This window comes from Leisingera sp. M658, assembly GCF_025144145.1.
Lineage (GTDB): Bacteria > Pseudomonadota > Alphaproteobacteria > Rhodobacterales > Rhodobacteraceae > Leisingera.
In genome coordinates, this window is sequence record NZ_CP083546.1 from 406,867 (window position 1) to 426,496 (window position 19,630).

Here is a 19,630-nt window from a genome sequence, read left to right on the forward strand (position 1 = left end):
CTTAGGGGATTATAGCATGGCAGACCAGCAGGCCCGCCTCAGCTGGCGCGATGGCACCGTGCCGGTGTCAGATCAGTTCGATGATCCCTATTTCTCTATCCAGGACGGGCTGGCGGAGACCGAGCATGTGTTTCTGGCCGGTAATGACCTGTCTGCACGCTTTGCCCCGGGTTTTCAGATTGCCGAGCTGGGGTTTGGAACCGGGCTGAACATGCTGGCCGCCTGGCGCGCCTGGGAGGCGGCAGGGCAGGCAGGGCCATTGCAATTCACCAGTTTCGAGGCCTTTCCGATGGCGCCTGCCGACATGGCCAAGGCGCTGGAGGTCTTCCCCGCGGTTGCCCCCTGGGCGGAGCGGTTTCTGGCGAAATGGCAAGGCACTGGCACCTGTGATCTGGGCAGCCTGCAACTGGAGGTGATTGGCGGCGACGCGCGTGTGTCGCTGGCGGAGTGGACAGGGCAGGCGGATGCCTGGTTTCTGGACGGGTTCTCTCCGGCGAAGAACCCCGAATTGTGGGAAGAGGCGCTGATGGGCGAGGTTGCGGCGCATACCGCAGCGGGCGGCTCGGCGGCGACCTACACGGCGGCGGGATTTGTGCGCCGCGGGCTGGAGGCCGCAGGATTTGAAGTGACCCGCATCCCCGGCTACGGGCGCAAGCGGCATATGACAAAGGCAGTGAAAGCATGACCCAGGCGATCCCGGCCAAGGCCCAGACCAACAATGTGCCGCTGGGCATCCTGTTGATGATCGGGGCGACGGTTGTCTTTGCCTTGCAGGACGGGATCTCGCGCCATCTGGCGGGCACCTACAACACTTACATGGTCGTCATGGTGCGCTACTGGTTCTTTGCCGCCTTTGTGATGTTTCTGGCGGCGCGCGCACCGGGCGGCATCCGGGCTGCGGCGCGAACCGATCAGCTGTGGCTGCAGATATTCCGCGGTGTTTTGCTGGTCGGTGAAATCTGCGTTGCAGTTTATGGCTTCACCGTGCTGGGCCTGATTGAGAGTCAGGCCGTGTTCATCTGCTATCCGCTGCTGGTGGCCGCCCTCAGCGGGCCGGTGCTGGGGGAAAGCGTCGGCTGGCGGCGCTGGGCAGCTATTGGCGTCGGGTTGATCGGCGTGCTGATCATCCTGCAGCCGGGTATGGGGGTGTTCAACCCGGCGGCAATCATCCCGTTTGTCTCGGCGCTGATGTTTGCCATCTACGGTCTGGTCACCCGCTATGCGGCGCGCAAGGACAGCACCGCCACCAGCTTCTTCTGGACCGGAGTTGCAGGCATGGTCTTCATGACCGCCATCGGTATCTGGTACTGGGAACCGATGAGCCAGACCGACTGGTTCTGGATGGCGCTGTTGTGCGTGTCCGGCGTCACCGGCCATTGGCTGCTGATCAAATGCTACGAGATGGCCGAGGCCAGCGCCGTGCAGCCCTTTGCCTATTTCCACCTGATCTGGGCGGCGATGCTGGGCATGGCCGTGTTCGGCGAGGTGATCCGCACCAATGTCGCCATCGGCGCCGGTATCATCATCACGGCAGGCCTGTTCACCCTATGGCGCGAACGCGTGAAGGGTTGAGCCGCGCAGCTCCTCTGAAAACGGGACCGGTAGCGGCGCCTTGCCCAGCCGGGCGCGGTAGACCGGCAGGCTCTCGGTGACCCGCATTACATAGTTGCGGGTCTCGTTGAACGGGATGTGTTCGATCCAGTCGACGATATCCGGGCTGCCATCGCGCGGATCGCCATAGCGCTGCATCCACGCTGTGGGCCGGTGCGGCCCGGCGTTGTAGCCCGCTGCCATCATCACCACATTGCCGCGGAATTTACCGGCCAGCCCTGCCAGGTAATTAGCCCCCAGCTTGGCGTTGTAATCCCATTCGGCGGTCAGGCGGGAGGTCTTGTGGCCTGCCAGAATGCCCAGCTCGGTCGCCACCAGTTTGGCGGTGGCAGGCATCACCTGCATCAGTCCGCGCGCGCCGGCATGGCTGATCACCGCCGGGTCGAATTCGCTTTCGCGGCGGGCAATGGCCAGGGTCATTTCCTCGGCCATTGGCAGTTGCCGCTTGGCCACCGGGTGCAAGGGGTAATAGGCGCCTTCCAGCTCCACCCCGCCGCGGGCCGCACGTTTAGAGATCATCACTGCCAGATGCGGCTGGTTCAGCTCCACCGCCATCTGCCCCAGCTGGCGTGCCTGCACCGGCGGCAGGGTTTCGACCAGATGGGTGAAAAAACGCTCGGCCAAGGCCAGATCGCCAGCTTTCAGAAGTTCGAGCCCTGCCATGGTGACCGAGGATTTGGCAAAACCGGCCTTGCTCCAGTCCGGCAGGTCTGCCGGTTTCACCAGCGCCGGATCAAACGGGCGGCCCAGCTGTTCGGCGGCCAGCAGGCCATAGAAAGACGTCTGGTATTGCGCGCCCTTGGCATAGGCCTCATGCGCCTTGTCCGGCTGGCCCATTGCCGCATAGGCGCGGCCCAGCCAATAGCCGCCGCGTCCAATCGAAATCGGGGTCTCGACCGAGGCCAGGAACCGCTGAAAATGCACCGCGGCCAATTCCGGGTCCCGCAGTTTTTGCAGGGCGATATATCCCGCCAGCCATTCACAGTCCGAGTAGCCATAACCGTCCTCGGGCGAGGAGAAATGATAGGCGGCCAGCTGATAGGCGCGCTCGTAATCCTTGTCCCGCATCACTTGCCGCGCCAGATCGCGGCGACGGCGCAGCCATTTGGCGGGTTCACCCAGTTTTTCGGCACTGGTGCTGCGCTCCATCAGCATCTGAATGGCGCCATCCTGCAGCCGCTTGCGGTCGCGCCAGGCAAACCGGTCATAGGCAAGGCCTGCAGATCCCTTCAGCCGGTCCGGTACGGCTTCGATCTTGGCATCCACTCCGGGCGCGCGTTCCTGCAGGGCGATGCGTGCCTCCGCCAGCTTGCGTTCGCCCTCGGGCACCAGCGCCAGCATCCGCTTGGAACTGACCAGATGATCCTCCCACAACAGCCGGTCCAGCCGCGCCGCATGATGCGGTTTCAGCAGCTTTGAAAAATCCCGCAGGAACGCCTTTTGAATGGCGCTGCCCATTGGCTTGGTGCGCCAGGCCAGCACGATCTCCGCCTCGCCATCGCCGCGCCGCCCGGCGGCAATCAGCGCCTTGCCCAGGCTCAGCGCGCCTTCGGCGGTCTGCGGGCGTTCATCTGCGTAAAAGGCCAGAATGGTATCGCGGCCGGCGGCCGCAATCGCATCCTCGTTCTGGCGCCGCAGATAGGCGAGACCGGGCCAATCCCGCCGCCGCTCCAGAAACGCCATCACGTCGCGGGCCGAGCCCAGCCCGGCCCGCAGCCGGTGCCATTCGATGATATCGCGGGCGGTGCTATGCCGCTGCCCGGCTTCGCGGGCGGCCAGATCCCATTTCTCTGCCCGCATCAGATCCAGGGCGGTGCCAAGGCCGCGCGCCAGCGCCGGCGTCCCGGGAAGGGCCGCCGAGATTAGCAGAATAAGGGCCAGGATGCGTGTCATCTCTTGCATTTTCCAGCGGTCCGGGGATAGAGGCTTGAACGTTACTCATTGGCGTGCCGGTATCAACTCAAATCCCCGGCATTCTATATCTTGACGGCGGCGGATTGCCGCCTGCACCTGCAGCAAAGGGAGCGTGCCCATGTTCAAAGGCTCTATGCCAGCACTCGTCACCCCGTTTTCGAACGGCGAGCTGGATCTGGATGCGCTCAAACGCTTGGTGGAATGGCAGATTGCCGAAGGCTCCACTGGTCTTGTGCCCGTCGGCACCACCGGCGAAAGCCCGACGCTGACCCATGACGAGCACGAGCTGGTCATTGCGGAAACGGTCAAGGCGGCGGCCGGCCGGGTGCCGGTGATTGCCGGTGCCGGCTCCAATAACACCGTCGAGATGATTCGATTCGTCGAGTTTGCCAAAAAGGCCGGCGCCGATGCGGCGCTGGTGGTGACCCCCTATTACAACAAGCCGACCCAGCGTGGGATGGTGCAGCACTTTACCGCAGCCCATGACTGCGCGGAACTGCCGATCATCATCTACAACATCCCGGGCCGTTCGATCGTCGACATGACGCCTGCAACCATGGGCGAGCTGGCCAAGCTGCCGCGCATTGCGGGTGTGAAGGATGCCACCGGCGATCTGGCCCGTGTCAGCCAGCAGCGCGCCTCTTGCGGTGCGGATTTCGTGCAACTGTCCGGCGAAGACGCCACCGCGCTGGGTTTCAACGCCCATGGCGGCGTGGGCTGCATCTCGGTCACCGCCAATGTGGCGCCGAAACTTTGTGCCGAATTCCAGGCCGCGACCCTTGCAGGCGACTATGCATTGGCGCTGGAGTACCAGGACAAGCTGATGCCGCTGCATGAAGCGATCTTCATCGAGCCGGGCCTGGCTGGCGCCAAATACGGCCTGTCGAAACTCGGCATGTGCAGCGAAGAAGTCCGCTCGCCGCTGACCACGCTGGAAGACAGCACCAAGGCCGCCATCGACGCCGCCATGGGGCATGCCGGCCTGCTGTAAATCTCGGGTCACTGTCACAAAATCAAGGGCGGCCTCCGATGGAGCGCCGCCCTGTTTGCTTCTTTCTGGTCTTCAATACTCCGGGGTGAATTGCCCCTTCAGGGGCAAGAGGGGCTGGCCCCTCCCGCCCGCTCAATCCAGTGCTTTGGCTAGATGCTGCGTCTTGTCGGGATTTCGGGTCACGTAGATCCTGGAAATCCGGCCATCCCGGATTTCCAGCGCTGTTGCTTGCAGAATGCCGTCCTCTGCCCAGTTCAATATGGCCGGCAGGCCGTTCAACTGGCAGAACCGCCAGCGGTCCGGCGTCCTGCGGCCGGATTTGCGAGCAAGCCCTTCAAGCAGCCGCAGCACCTTGTCCCGCCCGTAGATCGGGTTAAGGGCCGCCATTGCCTTGCCGCCGCCATCGGAGATCAGCTGAACCTCCTGGGTCAGCAGCTGGGTCAGCGCCGCAGTGTCGCCGGTCTTGGATGCGCGGAAAAAGGCTTCGGTCAGATCGCGTCCCTGGTCCGGGTCTGCGGGGGCATGCGGCCGAAGCTGCTGCACCTTGCGCCGGGCCCTTGCCGCGAGCTGGCGGCAGGCCTCCGGGGTTCGGTTCAGCGCTGCGGAAATGTCCTCATAGGCGCTGTCGAAGATATCGTGCAGCAAAAAGGCGGCGCGTTCCAGCGGCGACAGGGTTTCCAGCGCCAGCAGCAGGGCAACGGTGACATCGTGATCCAGAAGCTCGGTCGCGTCTTCTGTCAGAATCGGTTCGGGCAGCCATTCGCCGGGGTAGGTCTCGCGCCGGGCGCGGGCTGATTTCAGCTGGTCCAGGCACAGACGCGTGGTGATCCGCATCAGATAGCCGGCCGGATCCTGCACCTGCGCCTGCGGGGCTGCCTGCCAGCGCAGAAAGGCGTCCTGCAGAATGTCCTCGGCGTCGCTTACGCTGCCCAGCATCCGGTAGGCGGCCGCAAACAGTCGCGGCCGCGCCTTCAGAAACGCATCGGTTTCGTCCGTTTCGGGGTTTGCAATCACGCGGCAGTTGCCTCCTGTCCGGCAGGATGCGGGGTGCGGAAGCCGATTGCAATCCGGTTCCAGGCGTTGATGGTGGACACCACCAGTGTCAGCGCCGCCTGTTCACGGGGCGAAAACTGCTGTGCGACCAGATCATAATCCGCGTCCGGCGCTGCGGTGGTTTCAATCCTTGTCAGGGCTTCGGTCCAAGCCAGGGCGGCCTGTTCCCGCGCGGAATAAAGTGAGGACTCGCGCCAGGCATTCAGGAGATGCATCCTGTCTTCGCTCTCACCCTTCGAGCGCATGTCATGCGTGTGCATGTGAATGCAGTAAGCGCAGCCGTTGATCTGCGAGGCCCGCAGTTTCACCAATTCAATCAGGCTGTGTTCCAGCCCGCTGTCTTTGAGCGTGGCTTCAAGCGCCAGCATCGGCTGAAACAAGTCGGGGGCGGCGGCGAAGTAATCAAGGCGCTGGGTCATCATTCTGTTCCTTTTCAGATGGCTTCAGGAACAGGACGAGACAGCAAGGCCGTTTGTGACATGCCGCCGTAAAAATACACGAAATAAATCGGGGCGCCGCAGTGGGCGCCCCGGAAGATGTCAGCGCTTGCCGTAGTAGAGGCCGACCACATGTTCGGCCTGCGCAAAGAACAGCCAGCGCGATACGGCGATGCCTGCGATGTGCGAAAGGACCGCGAGAGCAGCAAACAGATGTTTGACCAGAACTCCCTGAACCGGGGTCAGGATCAGCAGCAGGGGCAGGGCAAAGCCCAGCACAAATGCAATCATCCGCAGCTTCTGCGCGTGTTTGCGGCCCACCACATGCACAAATTCGCGCAACAGGTAGTTCGACCCGGTGTGCGGCGGCTCAAACGCACGGACCGCGCCGCGCTCGCCGAGGCCGGTGGCAGTGCCGATGTCGGTGCCGGAGGCCTCCAGCGCGCGGTCGCCCTTGGCCCAATAAGCCAGTTGCACAGCACCTGCGATGGCCAGCAGCCAGGGCGCCACGGCCTCGGCCCCCGCCAGCAAGGCGCCACCAGCAAGGCTGAAGGACAGGAACATGACCGGTGTCAGTTCCATATTCCAGCGCGGGATGGTTTTAAGCTGGGTATAGATCATCGAGGTGGTGAATACCGTGGCAAGGCTGAGAGCGGCACCGATCCAGCCCAGCAACGTCCACTGGCTGTCCAGGAACACCGCGCCAAGCGCATAAAGCCCCATGACGATGAGGGCGCCAACGGCACAGACACCCTCGCGCGACAGCCAGCTGGTTTTCCACTGGGTGAAAGCGCGCCATGCACGCTCCGGGCGGCCAAGGTGGAAGGTAGAGGCCATTAGGCCGCCGCAAGCCAGGCCAAAGGCGATGGCGTAAAAGACAAAAGCCACCGTGCCGGTCACTGCGGGCTGGCCGAGGCCAAGGAAGGCCAGCAGGCCAAAGCCCAGCCCCGACAGGGTGGTGAAGATGATGACGGATGGTGCGGGATGCATCAGTTCGCCCCCCCTGAAGATCGGCCTGAAGATTGACCTGGAATTTTGTCGAGTGCTTTGTCCAGCCAGCCCAGGAACCCCTGAGGTTCTTCAGCGACTGGCGCCAGCAGCGGAGCGAGGATGTCGATCTCTTCTTCGATCGTGTCCTTGGGCCGGGGCGGCAGGTATTTGTTCACCGGTTTGGTGCCCATTTCCGGCATCAGATCCATGCCGCCGCGCTCCGCCACCAGTTTGGAGACATCGCTGCCGGGATCGCCAAGGTCGCCGAAATGGCGCGCACCTGCCGGACAGGTCCGAACACAGGAAGGAACTCGGTCCACTTCCGGCAGGTTCTCGTTATAGATCCGGTCCACGCAAAGCGTGCATTTCTTCATCACACCTGCGGCCAGGTCCAATTCGCGTGCGCCGTAAGGGCAGGACCAGGCACACAGGCCGCAGCCGATGCAGTGGTCCTCATTCACCAGAACGATACCGTCTTCGACCCGTTTGTAGCTGGCGCCGGTGGGGCAGACGGTGACACAGGGCGCGTCCTCGCAGTGCAGGCAGGACTTGGGGAAATGGATCAGCTGCGCTGCCGGGTCCGGCTGGCTGCTGCAGGGTGTGAGCTTCACCTCATAGGAATGCACCCGGTTCAGGAAGGTGCCCGAAGGGTCGCTGCCATAAGGGTCTTGGTCCGATAGGGGGGCACCATAGTTTTCGGTGTTCCAGCCTTTGCAGGAAATCACACAGGCATGGCAGCCGACGCAGGTGTCCAGGTCGATGACCAGACCCATTTTGCGGTCGGTCTTGGCGGGAAGCTCAGTCATTGCGTACTCCGTGTGCGGCTTGCGGAGCCAAGAAAATTCGAATTTTCTTGGCAATTTTCTTCGAAGAAAATTGCGCCCGTCATTTGCCTACTTTCCACTTCAGTTCTTTCGGGCCGGTGCCAACGGGCGACTCCTGAGCAGGGAAGGCCGGCTGGCTTTCCTGCAGGTCAGCCGGGGCGGCGGCCTTTTCGATTTTGACTTTCAGGTCGAACCAGGCCGCCTGGCCGGTGATCGGATCCGAGTTGGCCCACCGCATGCCGTCGCCCTTGGGCGGCAGCAGCTCGTGGATCAGGTGATTGAGCAGGAAGCCTTTAGTGGCCTCCGGTGCGTCTTCTTCCAGCGCCCAGGCGCCTTTGCGTTTGCCGATAGCGTTCCAGGTCCAAACCGTGTTGTCGTTCAAGGCCGCCATCTCCATCACCGGCACGGTGATCGACCCATGCGGCGAGGTGACCTTGGCCCAGTCGCCGTCCTGCAGGCTGTTCTCGCGCATCAGTTTGGTCGGAACATACAGCGGGTTGCGGCCGTGCAGCTGGCGCAGCCAGGCGTTCTGGGTGCCCCAGGAGTGGTACATCGCCATCGGACGCTGGGTCAGCGCGTTGACAGTGAAGCCTTCATTGCCCTGCTGGTCGGTCTCGTACCAGATCGGCAGCGGGTCCATCACGTCCTTGACCCGCTGGCGCAAATGGTCCGGGGGCTGGCGGTCGCCATGGCCTTCGGCGGCGAGCTGGAACTTGCGCATCGGCTCAACGTACAGCTGGAACAGATAGGGTTGCGGGCTGTCATAGATACCCATGTCCACGGCCCAGTCCTGATAGGCGGTGTTCCAGGGTTTGTAATACCCTGCCTCTTCGGGGATGTGGGCCACATGGAAGCCGCCGTTTTCGATGTATTGGTTCAGCTGTTCCGGGTTCACTTCGCCGCGGCCGGTTTTGCTGCCGTCTGTGCCGCGGAAACCGGACAGCGGGCCAATCCCCGGCTTGCGCTCGTGGTTGACGATGTAGTCAGCGTAGTCTTTCCACTTGGCGGTGCGGTCTTCATTGGTGAAGCCCGGCAGCTTCATCCGGTTGGCCAGCTGGACCAGCACCGTCTGGAAGCCGCGCACGTCGCGGTCCGGCTCAATCACCGGCCAGCGGATGGCATCGGCTGCCGCATCCGCCTCGCAGATCGGGCGGTCCAAGAGCGAAATACAGTCGTGGCGCTCCAGATAGGTGGTATCGGGCAGGATCAGGTCGGCAAAACTCACCATTTCGGAAGAATAGGCGTCCGAGTAGATGATGTGCGGGATCTTGTAGTCGCCGTTTTCATCCTTGTCGGTCAGCATCTCCATCACACCTTTGGTGTTCATGGAGGAGTTCCACGACATGTTGGCCATATACATGAACAGCGTGTCGATCTTGTAAGGGTCGCCCGCATGCGCGTTGGAGATCACCATATGCATCAGCCCGTGGGCCGACATCGGGTTTTCCCAGGTGAACGCCTTGTCGATCCGCGCCGGGCTGCCGTCTTCTTTCAGCGCCAGATGTTCCGGTCCGCGGACAAAGCCCAAGTGCGGGCCGTCCAGCGGGGTATCGGGGGTTGCCTTGCAATGCGGGGTGGGGTGCGCCTCGACCGGTTTGGGGTAGGGCGGTTTAAAGCGGAAGCCGCCGGGAACCTCAACCGTGCCAAGCAGGATCTGCAGCACATGCAGCGCGCGGCAGGTCTGGAAACCGTTGGCATGTGCCGACACCCCGCGCATCGAGTGCATGGAGACCGGGCGGCCGGTCATCTTGGTGTGTTTTTCGCCACGGAAGTCGGTCCATTCCACATCCAGCTCAAACGCCTCGTCAAAGGCGACGCGGGCCAGCTCGCCCGCAATGGCGCGGATGCGCTTGGCCGGGATGCCGCATTTGTCGGCGATGGCTTCGGGGGCGTATTCATCGGCCAGATAGCGCTCGGCCATCTGGTGGAAGACCGGGCGGTGGGTGATGCCGTCTTTTTCATAGACTGCCGACAGATCGGGCCGCACGCCGGGCTGGTCGAACGGGGTCAGCTTGCCGGTGGTGCGGTCGATCACCAGCATCTTGCCGTCGTCGTCCCGCAGGAACAGGCCTTTGTCCGGGCCTTCAGATGCATTCACCAGCACCGGCGCGTTGGTGTAGCGGCTGAGATAGTCCAGGTCGATCTTGCCAGCCTTCATCAGCACGTGGATCATCGACAGGATGAACAGCCCGTCGGTGCCCGGCGTGATGCCGACCCATTCGTCTGCAATCGCGTTATAGCCTGAGCGGATCGGATTGACCCCGATCACCCGCGCGCCGCGTTTCTTGATTTTGCCCAGACCCATCTTGATCGGGTTGGAATCGTGGTCCTCGGCCACGCCGAACAGCATGAACAGCTTGGTGTGGTCCCAGTCGGGCTGGCCGAACTCCCAGAACGCGCCGCCCATGGTGTAGATGCCGGCGGTTGCCATGTTGACCGAGCAGAAACCGCCGTGTGCCGCATAATTCGGGGTACCGAAGCTTTGCGCCCAGAAGCTGGTGAAGCTTTGCGACTGGTCGCGGCCAGTGAAGAACGCCAGCTGCTCGGGCGCCTCGTGGCGGACCGGCTCCAGCCAGCCCACCGCAATTGCCAGCGCCTCGTCCCAGGAGATTTCCTTGTACTGGCCCGAACCGCGCGGGCCGGTGCGGATCATCGGCGCCTTCAGGCGCGACGGGGCGTTGACCTGCATGATGCCGGCCGACCCTTTGGCGCAGAGCACGCCTTTGTTCACCGGGTGGTCGCGGTTGCCCTCGATATAGGCGACCTTGCCGTCTTTCATGTGCACGTTGATGCCGCAACGGCAGGCGCACATGTAACAGGTGGTCTGCCGGATCTCGTCCGAGACCTTGGGCGACGTGTTCAGGATTGGCTGCTGATGGGTCATGGGCGGGTCCTGTTGGGTGTTTCGGGCGACCGTATGACGGAAAGCCTCAATTTGGGAATAGTGTTCTGCGAGGGTTCGGGTTTTTGGGAGGATGGTTCAAATATCCGGACCCGGGGCGCCTGCGGCCTGCAGGATGGTGACGGCGATAATCTGGGTGACGTCTTCGGCGCTGCAGCCGCGCGACAGGTCGTTGGCGGGTTTTGCCAGCCCCTGCAGAACCGGGCCGATGGCGGAATAACCGCCCAGCCGCTGGGTGATCTTATAGCCGATGTTGCCGGCATCCAGATTGGGGAAGATCATCACATTGGCCTGGCCTGCCACGCTGGAACCCGGCGACTTGCGTTCCCCGATCGCGGGCACAAAGGCGGCGTCGAACTGCAGTTCGCCATCGGCCTGCAGATCAGGGTGGGCGTCCTGAAACAGGCTCAGCGCCTCGGTCACCTTGTCCACTGCCGGATGCTTGGCACTGCCCTTGGTGGAGAAGCTGAGGAAGGCCAGTTTCGGATCCACCCGCAGCAGCGCTTGTGCGGACCGGGCCGAGGCGGCGGCGATTGAGACCATCTCGGCGGGGTTCGGATCAATCACCAGACCGCAATCAGAGTACAGCATCGCCCGGGCGCCATCGCGGGCGCCTTCGGGCGGGTACATCAAAAAAAAGGAGGAGACCATGCCCGCATCCGGCGCCATGCCGATCACCTGAATGGCGCTGCGCACCACATCGCCGGTGGTGTGAACCGCGCCGCCGACGGTGCCGGTGGCATGGCCCAAACGCACCAGCATAGCGGCATAGACCAGCGGGGTTTCGGCAGCGGCGCGGGCGGCGGCGGCGTCCACGCCCTTGTGCTTGCGCAGGCTGTGGTACTCAGCCGCGAAGGCCTCGGTCAGCCCGGATGTGGCCGGGTCATGAACCGCGACGCCCTCGCTTGCGCTGGCGCCTTCGGCTTGCAGGGCGGCGGTGACGTCGGTTTGGGGGCCGATCAGGATCACATCGGCGATACCGGCCTGATGCGCCGCCAGGGCGCCGGCCACGACGCGGGGGTCAGTGCCTTCGCTAAGGGCAACAACAGGACGGGCGGCCGGGGCTTCGGCCTGCAGCAGTTCGAGGGGCGAGAGTGTTTTGGTCACGGGCATTGGTCCTGTAGCTGCGGTTAGGGGCGTCGGGCGTTCAGAACGCCAGCCGCGCAATATTGATCAGCGAAAAGGCGGTCAGCATCAGCACCACCGCGCGCCGGAACAGTCTTTGCGAGACAGCATGAAAACCGCGGGAGCCGGCCCAGATGCCAAGCCCCAGAATGGGAAAAGCCAGCAAAATGCCGGTTAGCGTTTCCGGGCCTACCAGCCCGTTTGCGGCCATCACCGGCAGCGCCATCAGGTCGATGCCGGTCAAAAATACGATCATCGTGGCGCGGAACACCGCAGGCGGCACCGGTTGCGCGGTCAGGAAGGCCGCCACCGGCAGCCCGCCGACACCGGCGCTGTTGGCGATGCCTGCGATGGCGCCGGCGCTCGCGGTGCCATTGCGCCCGACCGGGCGTTCCAGCTGCCAGCCGCTTAGCAAAACCAGGCTCAGCACCAGGATCAGGCAGGAGATCGCCATTCGCGCCTCATCCTCGCCCAGCCGGGCCATGATGGCGATGGCGGGAACAGTGGCGACGGCGGCACCGGCCAGCAGGGCAAAGGCGCGGCGCCAGTCGATATGCGGGCGGATGCCGCGTGCCTGAAAAATGGTCATGGCGATTTCGCAGGAAAACACCACCGGGATCAGCGGCAGCGGATTGGTGGTCAGCGCTGCCAGAATGATGAAGATCGCGGAGAACCCGAAGCCGGAAAAACCGCGGATGACGGCCGCCGCGAATAACGCGGCGGCCAGATAGGCCCCCTGGCCCATTGTCAGATCAAAGGGCAGGGGCATCAGGTTCAGACCTGCTGCGGACGCATGTCGTCTTTGCTGATGCCAGCAACGGCGACCGGTTTCTTCATTGCGTCGCGGCGGAACGGCTCACCCAGTTCCTGGTTGATCATCGCTTCGATCAGGGTGGTGATGCCTTTCTTCTGGTCTTCGCAGGCCTGACGCAGGGCGTCGGTCAGCTCGTCCTGGGTGCGGGCAATCACCCCTTTCAGGCCGCAGGCATTGGCAATCCCGGCGTAAGAGACCTGCTGGTCCAGCTCGGTGCCGACAAAGTTGTCGTCGAACCACAGGGTGGAGTTACGCTTTTCGGCGCCCCACTGGTAGTTGCGGAACACAACCTGGGTCACGGCGGGCCATTCCTCGCGGCCGATCGCGGTCAGCTCGGTCACGGCGATGCCGAAGGCGCCGTCGCCCGAGAAGCCGACAACCGGAACGTCCGGGCAGCCGATTTTCGCACCGACAACCGCCGGCAGGCCGTAACCGCAGGGGCCGAACAGGCCGGGGGCCAGGTATTTGCGGCCGTCTTCAAACGACGGGTAGGCGTTGCCGATGGCGCAGTTGTTGCCGATGTCCGAAGAGATGATCGCGTCTTTCGGCAGTCCGGCCTGGATCGCACGCCATGCGCGGCGCGGGCTGAGCCAGTCGGGCTTGGCATCGCGGGCGCGCTGGTTCCAGGTGGTGCCGGGATCGTCCTGCTCGCTGTCCATCGAGGACAGTTCCTGGGCCCAAGCCGACTTGGTGTGCGAGATCAGCGCCTTGCGCTCATCACGGCCCGCGTCGCCTGCGGTATCCGCCAGCTGGCTAAGGATGGTGTCTGCAACGGTCTTTGCGTCGCCGACGATGCCCACGGAGACTTTCTTGGTCAGGCCGATGCGATCCGGGTTGATGTCAACCTGGATGATTTTCGCGTCGGTCGGCCAATAGTCGATGCCATAGCCGGGCAGGGTCGAGAACGGGTTCAGGCGGGTGCCGAGTGCCAGCACCACGTCAGCTTTGGAGATCAGCTCCATGCCGGCCTTGGAGCCGTTATAGCCCAGGGGGCCAGCAAACAGCGGGTGCGAGCCGGGGAAGGCGTCGTTGTGCTGGTAGCCAACGCAGACCGGGGCATCCAGACGCTCGGCCAGGGCCATGGACGCGGGGATCGCGCCGCCGATGACAACGCCGGCACCGTTCAGGATGACCGGGAACTTGGCGTTCGACAGCAGCTCAGCTGCCTGGCTCACCGCATCCGCGCCGCCGGAGGGCAGTTCAAAGTCGACGATTGCAGGCAGGTCGATGTCGATCACCTGAGTGAAGTAGTCGCGCGGCACGTTGATCTGGGCCGGCGCCGAGTTGCGCTTGGCCTGCATGATCACGCGGTTCAGGACTTCGGCCATGCGCGAAGGGTCGCGCACTTCTTCCTGGTAGCAGACGCAGTCGGCGAACATGCGCATCTGTTCCATTTCCTGGAAACCGCCCTGACCCATGGTCTTGTTCGCGGCCTGCGGGGTGACCAGCAGCAGCGGGGTGTGGTTCCAGTAGGCGGTTTTCACGGCGGTCACAAAGTTGGTGATGCCGGGGCCGTTCTGGGCAATCATCATCGACATCTTGCCGGTGGCGCGGGTGTAGCCGTCCGCCATCATGCCGCCCGAACCTTCATGGGCGCAATCCCAGAAGGTGATGCCTGCCGGCTCAAAGATATCGGAAATCGGCATCATGGCCGAACCGATGATGCCAAAGGCGTGTTCGATGCCGTGCATTTGCAGGGTTTTGACGAAGGCTTCTTCGGTGGTCATTTTCATGGCGGGTTCTCCTGAGTGAGACGCGGAATTCCCCCGGGCGCAGTGCCGGGAATTGACTCTGGTTTAGGGGGCGGGGGGAGGCCGGGTTAGGGCCAGTTATCAGGCCCGGATAGGTCCAAAACTGGCGTGATGAAAATAGCAAAGGGGGATTTTCATATACGCTTCAGCCGGTCACGCTGTGCAGGCGCATGAATGCAGCTGACGCGGCAAATGATACGTTTGGTATCATTTGCCGCGCCATTCGCTGCGGGCTTCTGGATTCAGCCTTGCTTCAGTGCCTTGGCAATCAATGCCAGGCCAGGCTCAATCCTTGTGACGGGAATCGAAGAATAGCCAAGCCGGTAATAATTCTGCCGTCGGTGCTCGGCATCAAAAAACGGTGCGCCGGGCTCGATGATAACGCTTTTTTCCTTCAGCCGTTCTGCAACAGCGGTGGTATCCACCCCCTCCGGTGCCCGCATCCACAGGGCCGAGCCGCCAAAGCTGCCGACGCCGGCAATGGTGAGGCCGTGCTTGCCGATGGCATCCTCGATCACGGCGCGGCGGTCATGCAGCACCTTGGCGGTGCGGCGGATCTGGGCGTCGTAGTGGCCCAGCGACAGGAAATAGGCGACGGTGCGCTGGACGTGGCCCGGCGGGTGCCGCAGCACGCTGGCGCGCAAAGCCCTGGCCTGGCGGATAAACGGCTCCGAGCCGACCAGATACCCAAGCCGCAGCCCGGGAAACAGCGACTTGGAAAAACTGCCGGCATAGATCACCCGCCCTTCGGTATCGAGAGACTTCAGCGAAGGGGAAGGCGCGCCCAGAAAGGACATCTCGAATTCGTAGTCATCCTCGACGATCACCGCGTCGATTTCACTGGCCCGCTGCAGCAGCTCCTTGCGCCGTTCCATCGGCATGGTGAAGGTGGTCGGGCTTTGATGGCTGGGGGTGCAAAAGATCACATCGGTGTCTTGCGAAATCCGCTCGGGCGGCATCCCGCCGTCATCGACCGGAATGCAGTCCACCTGGCAGCGGGTCTGCACCACCTGGTCGCGCAGGGTGTAATAGGCCGGATCCTCGACCGCAGCCCGCCGCCTGCGGTTCAACAGCAGCTGGCAGGTGATCCACAGCGCATTCTGGGCGCCCAGGGTGATTAAAACCTCTTCAGGCCGCGCAGTGATCCCGCGCCGCGGCAGCGTGTGGCGGGCGATGTATTCGATCAGCAGCGGATCGTCCTGGTCAAAGTAATCATTTGCCAGCGCGGCAAAATCTTTCTGCCCCAGCGCCCGCAGCGCGCACAGCCGCCAGTTGGCATGGTCAAACAGCGAGGCATCGGCTTGCCCGTAGATGAACGGATAGCGGTACTCGCGCCAGTTCTGGGGTTTGCGCGGGGTGTCGCCGCCGGTAAAGCTGCGCGCCAGCACCTTGCCCCAATCCATCGCATCGCCGGACTTCTGCTGCGGCGTGTAGGAGGGCGGCACCGGCGCATTGTCGGAAACAAAATAACCCGACCGCCCGCGCGAGGTAAGGTAATCATTGGCCAAAAGCTCGGTATAGGCCAGCGTCACGGTGATCCGGCTGATCCCCAGATGCGCCGCCAGTTTGCGCGAGGACGGCAGTTTTTCCCCGACCCGGAACCGCCCGGACAGAATGCCCTCGGCAATCATTTCCTGGATCTGCGCTTGCAGAGTGCCCTGGGCGTCAGGGTTGAGGAAAAAGGTATCGACGGAAATGCCCATGCGCGCCACCTTAGGGTGGACTTAAACGCGGTGCAATCTGGACTTAGGGCCAGTTTCGGGAAATCTGCTGCTTGCTTTGGTTCGGCCGGGAGTGGCAACTTGCCGCCATGCTTAAAGTACTAGGCCATTTGGCAATTGTTGTTCTTTTTACGATTCTCAGCCAGTTGGGCGGCATCGCCTGGTTGACCGCGCTAGCCTTCCGGCGGCGGCTGTTGGCGTTCCTGATCTTTTACGCAGGCCTAAGCATGGCTGCCGTTTGGGCCGCGCCGTATTTCGGCCGGATAGCACTCAGCTGCGGAGGACGCGGGCCTTTGCAGGTGCAATCCTGGGTCTATTGCGCCTTGAACCGGAACTACGTGACGCCAGAACTGGCAGAGTTGCTGCAGGACACCGCCGCGGTTATGAACCAGACCTTTCCCGGTACGGTGACACAAGTACTGGACGCGAATTTCCCCGTGCTGCCCGGGTTCCCGTTGCTGCCGCATTTGTCCCATGACGATGGCAACAAGGCCGACCTTGCCTTCTACTATGCGGATGCCGAGGGGTATGCGCCTGGGGTAACCCGGTCGCCCTTGGGCTATTTTGCCTTTGAGCAGGGACCAACGGGCTGTCCTGGCAACAAGCTGACTCTGCGCTGGGACTTGGACTTCTTGCAGCCGCTCTGGCGGGACCTGAAGCTCGATGCAGGCCGGACCCGCCATCTGCTGCAGATATTGGCAGCAGATAAGCGCACTGGAAAGATCTTTCTGGAGCCGCATTTGCAGGACCGCCTGAAGGTGCGCTCCAGCAATTTGCGCTTCCAGGGTTGCCGGGCGGCGCGGCATGACGACCATATTCACTTGCAACTCTGATCCGTGCTGCCTGCTTAGTCTTCTCCGGGCACAACGTCCCATGCGCCCAAGAAACATCAGGTGAGCCGGGCGGCTCCGGTGTTTTGACCCGTTTCTTGCGGTTTTAATCACCCGGCGGCGGCAAGCGCAAGAAACGGGTCGAGCGCAGCTGGGTGGGGCGCTTAGGTCAAGGCCAGCTAACCAATGGAGGCTTTGACGATGGAACTGAAAAACAAGACACTCATCATTACCGGCGCCAGCAGCGGCATTGGCGCCGCCGCGGCACTGCTGTTTGCAGCAGAAGGGGCCAATGTCGTGCTGGGGGCCAGGCGGCAGGCGGAATTGCAGACCCTTGCCGGGCAGATCAACCAAAGCGGCGGCAAGGCGGCCTGTCTTGCCGGCGATGTCACCAGCGAAGCTTATTCGGCAAACCTGGTGGCTCTTGCCGTGGAAGAATTCGGCGGGCTGGACGGGGCTTTCAACAATGCGGGCATGATGGGCGAAATGGGGCCGGTGGAGCATATGGACGCCGCCAATTGGAACGCGGTAATCGCGGCCAACCTGACGGGGGCATTTTTTTCGGCCAAGGCACAGATCCCGGCGCTAAGGGCGCGGGGCAGCGGGTCGATTGTCTTTACCGGATCTTTTGTCGGCGTCAGCAACGGCGGCATGCCGGGCATGGGGGCCTATGCCGCGTCAAAGGCCGGGCTGGTGGGGCTGGTTCAGTCGCTGGCCTCTGATCATGCGGCGGAAGGCATCCGGGTGAATGCCCTGCTGCCGGGCGGCACCAAGACCGCGATGGCCGGCGACGATCCGGAGACGCACAGCTTTATCGCCGGGCTGCACCCGATGAAGCGGATGGCCGAGCCGTCCGAAATTGCCCAGGCCGCAGTGTTCCTGTTGTCCGACCGGTCCAGTTTCGTAACCGGAACGCCAATGGCCGTGGACGGCGGGGTTGCCGTGCGGCTGGTCTAGGCGCCAGCACTTAAAACGAAAAAGCGCCCCGGAAATTCCGGGGCGCAGTTTGATCGTCCAACAGGGAGAGATGTCAGCCGAATACTTTGGTCAAAGCCTTGTCGACCGCATCGCAGATCTGGTCGATGTCGTCTGCGGTGGCGATCAGCGCCGGGCTGAAGCACAGGGTGTTGTTGCGGCCCGGCAGCGAGCGGTTGGTGACGCCGATGATCACGCCTTGCGCGCCGCATTCCGCGACAACCTGCTGGGCCAGTTTCTCGTCCACCGGCTCCTTGGTTTCGCGGTCGGCAACCAGTTCGGCGCCCAGGAACAGGCCCTTGCCGCGCACATCGCCGATAACTGCGTGCTTTTCCATCAGTGCGCGCAGATTGCCCAGCATCCGCTCGCCCATGGCATTGCAGTTGTCCAGCAGGTTTTCGTCTTCGATGATTTTCATGTTTTCCAGCGCCGCGGCGGGACCGGCGGTGCAGCCGCCAAAGGTCGAGATGTCGCGGAAATAACCCATCGGGTCCGAGGCATCTTCCTTGAACATGTTGAAGACTTCCTCGGTGGTCACCATGCAGGCAATCGCCGCATAACCTGAGGCCACGCCTTTGGCCATGGTCACAAAGTCCGGCTTGATGCCGTACTGCTGGTAGCCGAACCACTTGCCGGTGCGGCCAACGCCGCAGACCACTTCGTCGATGTGCAGCAGCACGTCGTGCTTCTTGCAGATCTCCTGCACGCGCTCCCAGTAACCTTCGGGCGCTTCGATGACACCGCCGCCTGCGGTCACCGGCTCCAGGCAAAGGGCGCCAACGGTTTCCGGGCCTTCGCGCAGGATCACTTCCTCAATCGCGTCTGCCGCGGCAATGCCGAACTCGCGGCCCGACAGGTGCTCAAGCCCCAGTTCATGCTTGCGGTATTCCATGCAGTGGGGGACGCGGACAAAGTCCGGCGCAAACGGCCCGTACTGCGCATTGCGCTCGTCCTGGCCGCCCGCCGACATGGTCGCCAGGGTGGAGCCGTGGTAATCGCGGTCGCGGTACAGGATCTTGGTTTTCTTGCCGCCGTATTTCTTGTGGGCGATTTGGCGGATCATCTTAAAGGCCTTCTCGTTGGCCTCGGATCCGGAGTTGGTGTAGTAGACGCGGGTCATGCCCGGCATCTTCTCGATCAGCTTTTCGGCAAACAGCGCACCGGGGATGGAGCCGGCCGAGTTGGCGAAATAGCAGATCTTCATCATCTGTTCGTAGACGGCCTTGCAAACGCTTTCGCGGCCATAGCCGACGTTGACGGTCCAGACACCGCCAGACACCGCATCCAGGAACTCCTTGCCGTTCTGATCCCAGACGCGCATGCCCTTGCCTTCGACAATGATGCGCGGGTCAGTGGTTTCCAGCGCCTTGTGCTGGAACAGGTGATGCCACATGTGGGCCTTGTCGGCCTCGACCACACGGGAGAGATCGTTTTCGTTGAACGTGCCGTCCATGACATGTCCTTTCGGCGTTAGAAGTGAATCAGGCTGCCCGGAACCCTACAGGGCTTCAGAGGCGTATTATGTACCAGAAACGTCAGATTCCGGGAATTCGTTAGGGCCAGAGCATGTGCTTGCTTAGGTCCAGAGACGTCCGGTTCAGCGAATTAGCGGCGCGGCGCCGGCTGCGGATTGCCCTGGAACAAATGTTCTGAAGTTACCGGCTTGAGAGCGGATGTCCCAAAGGGGCAAGC

The 19,630-nt window shown here is 62.9% G+C and carries 16 protein-coding genes; 5 read left to right on the plus strand and 11 right to left on the minus strand.

Translation table 11 applies throughout. From position 1 onward, the window contains the following. The first annotated feature begins 16 nt into the window (after positions 1-16). Both mnmD and K3724_RS02150 read left to right on the plus strand, forming a co-directional pair. Positions 17-685, plus strand: a complete 669-nt coding sequence (mnmD, locus tag K3724_RS02145; protein WP_259989624.1) for a tRNA (5-methylaminomethyl-2-thiouridine)(34)-methyltransferase MnmD — start codon at positions 17-19, stop codon at positions 683-685. Further along, entirely contained in the window at positions 682-1,572 is an 891-nt protein-coding gene (locus tag K3724_RS02150) for a DMT family transporter (RefSeq protein ID WP_259989626.1), read from the plus strand. The genes mnmD and K3724_RS02150 overlap by 4 nt, the downstream gene beginning before the upstream one ends. Here the strand turns inward: K3724_RS02150 and K3724_RS02155 are convergent. Beyond that, on the minus strand, positions 1,546-3,504 hold the full coding sequence (locus K3724_RS02155; RefSeq protein WP_259989628.1) for a lytic transglycosylase domain-containing protein: 1,959 nt from the start codon (positions 3,502-3,504) through the stop codon (positions 1,546-1,548). The two genes, K3724_RS02150 and K3724_RS02155, sit on opposite strands and share 27 nt — an antisense overlap. A 139-nt stretch (positions 3,505-3,643) precedes the next feature. Between K3724_RS02155 and dapA the strand changes: the two genes are divergently transcribed. Further along, positions 3,644-4,516 carry a 4-hydroxy-tetrahydrodipicolinate synthase gene (dapA, locus tag K3724_RS02160; RefSeq protein ID WP_259989630.1) on the plus strand — a complete coding sequence of 291 codons (873 nt, stop codon included), beginning with the start codon at positions 3,644-3,646 and terminating at the stop codon, positions 4,514-4,516. Between the two features lie 132 nt (positions 4,517-4,648). On the opposite strand, the gene K3724_RS02165 is transcribed toward dapA, so the two are convergent. The 9 genes from K3724_RS02165 to K3724_RS02205 form a co-directional block, all read right to left on the minus strand. After that, positions 4,649-5,530 (minus strand): sigma-70 family RNA polymerase sigma factor, encoded by an 882-nt coding sequence (locus tag K3724_RS02165; RefSeq protein WP_259989632.1) that lies wholly within the window; start codon positions 5,528-5,530, stop codon positions 4,649-4,651. Beyond that, the gene (locus tag K3724_RS02170) at positions 5,527-5,988 is read right to left on the minus strand and encodes a carboxymuconolactone decarboxylase family protein (RefSeq protein ID WP_259992542.1); all 462 of its coding nucleotides are present in this window, start codon (positions 5,986-5,988) and stop codon (positions 5,527-5,529) included. Before K3724_RS02170 ends, K3724_RS02165 begins: the two co-directional genes overlap by 4 nt. A 120-nt stretch (positions 5,989-6,108) precedes the next feature. Continuing rightward, on the minus strand, positions 6,109-6,996 hold the full coding sequence (locus K3724_RS02175) for a DmsC/YnfH family molybdoenzyme membrane anchor subunit (protein ID WP_259989634.1): 888 nt from the start codon (positions 6,994-6,996) through the stop codon (positions 6,109-6,111). Beyond that, positions 6,996-7,802: a 4Fe-4S dicluster domain-containing protein gene (locus K3724_RS02180; RefSeq protein WP_259989637.1), complete on the minus strand. Its 807-nt coding sequence runs from the start codon at positions 7,800-7,802 to the stop codon at positions 6,996-6,998. The genes K3724_RS02175 and K3724_RS02180 overlap by 1 nt, the downstream gene beginning before the upstream one ends. A gap of 79 nt (positions 7,803-7,881) precedes the next feature. After that, positions 7,882-10,704 carry a molybdopterin oxidoreductase family protein gene (locus K3724_RS02185; RefSeq protein ID WP_259989640.1) on the minus strand — a complete coding sequence of 941 codons (2,823 nt, stop codon included), beginning with the start codon at positions 10,702-10,704 and terminating at the stop codon, positions 7,882-7,884. Between the two features lie 96 nt (positions 10,705-10,800). Continuing rightward, positions 10,801-11,829 (minus strand): phosphate acetyltransferase, encoded by a 1,029-nt coding sequence (gene pta / locus K3724_RS02190; RefSeq protein ID WP_259989642.1) that lies wholly within the window; start codon positions 11,827-11,829, stop codon positions 10,801-10,803. Positions 11,830-11,869: 40 nt separating this feature from the next. Further along, positions 11,870-12,616 carry a sulfite exporter TauE/SafE family protein gene (locus K3724_RS02195; RefSeq protein WP_259989644.1) on the minus strand — a complete coding sequence of 249 codons (747 nt, stop codon included), beginning with the start codon at positions 12,614-12,616 and terminating at the stop codon, positions 11,870-11,872. A gap of 5 nt (positions 12,617-12,621) precedes the next feature. After that, complete coding sequence (xsc, locus tag K3724_RS02200) at positions 12,622-14,394, minus strand: sulfoacetaldehyde acetyltransferase (protein WP_259989646.1); 1,773 nt, start codon at positions 14,392-14,394, stop codon at positions 12,622-12,624. A 260-nt stretch (positions 14,395-14,654) separates the two neighbouring features. Beyond that, positions 14,655-16,115, minus strand: a complete 1,461-nt coding sequence (locus K3724_RS02205; protein WP_259989649.1) for a PLP-dependent aminotransferase family protein — start codon at positions 16,113-16,115, stop codon at positions 14,655-14,657. A 128-nt stretch (positions 16,116-16,243) separates the two neighbouring features. Between K3724_RS02205 and K3724_RS02210 the strand changes: the two genes are divergently transcribed. Together K3724_RS02210 and K3724_RS02215 are read left to right on the plus strand one after the other, a co-directional pair. After that, positions 16,244-16,966: a hypothetical protein gene (locus tag K3724_RS02210; protein WP_259989651.1), complete on the plus strand. Its 723-nt coding sequence runs from the start codon at positions 16,244-16,246 to the stop codon at positions 16,964-16,966. A 198-nt stretch (positions 16,967-17,164) separates the two neighbouring features. After that, positions 17,165-17,920 (plus strand): SDR family oxidoreductase, encoded by a 756-nt coding sequence (locus K3724_RS02215; RefSeq protein WP_259989653.1) that lies wholly within the window; start codon positions 17,165-17,167, stop codon positions 17,918-17,920. 73 nt (positions 17,921-17,993) lie between these two features. On the opposite strand, the gene K3724_RS02220 is transcribed toward K3724_RS02215, so the two are convergent. Next, positions 17,994-19,391, minus strand: coding sequence for an aspartate aminotransferase family protein (locus tag K3724_RS02220; protein WP_259989655.1), 1,398 nt, complete (start codon positions 19,389-19,391; stop codon positions 17,994-17,996). Positions 19,392-19,630: the final 239 nt, after the last annotated feature.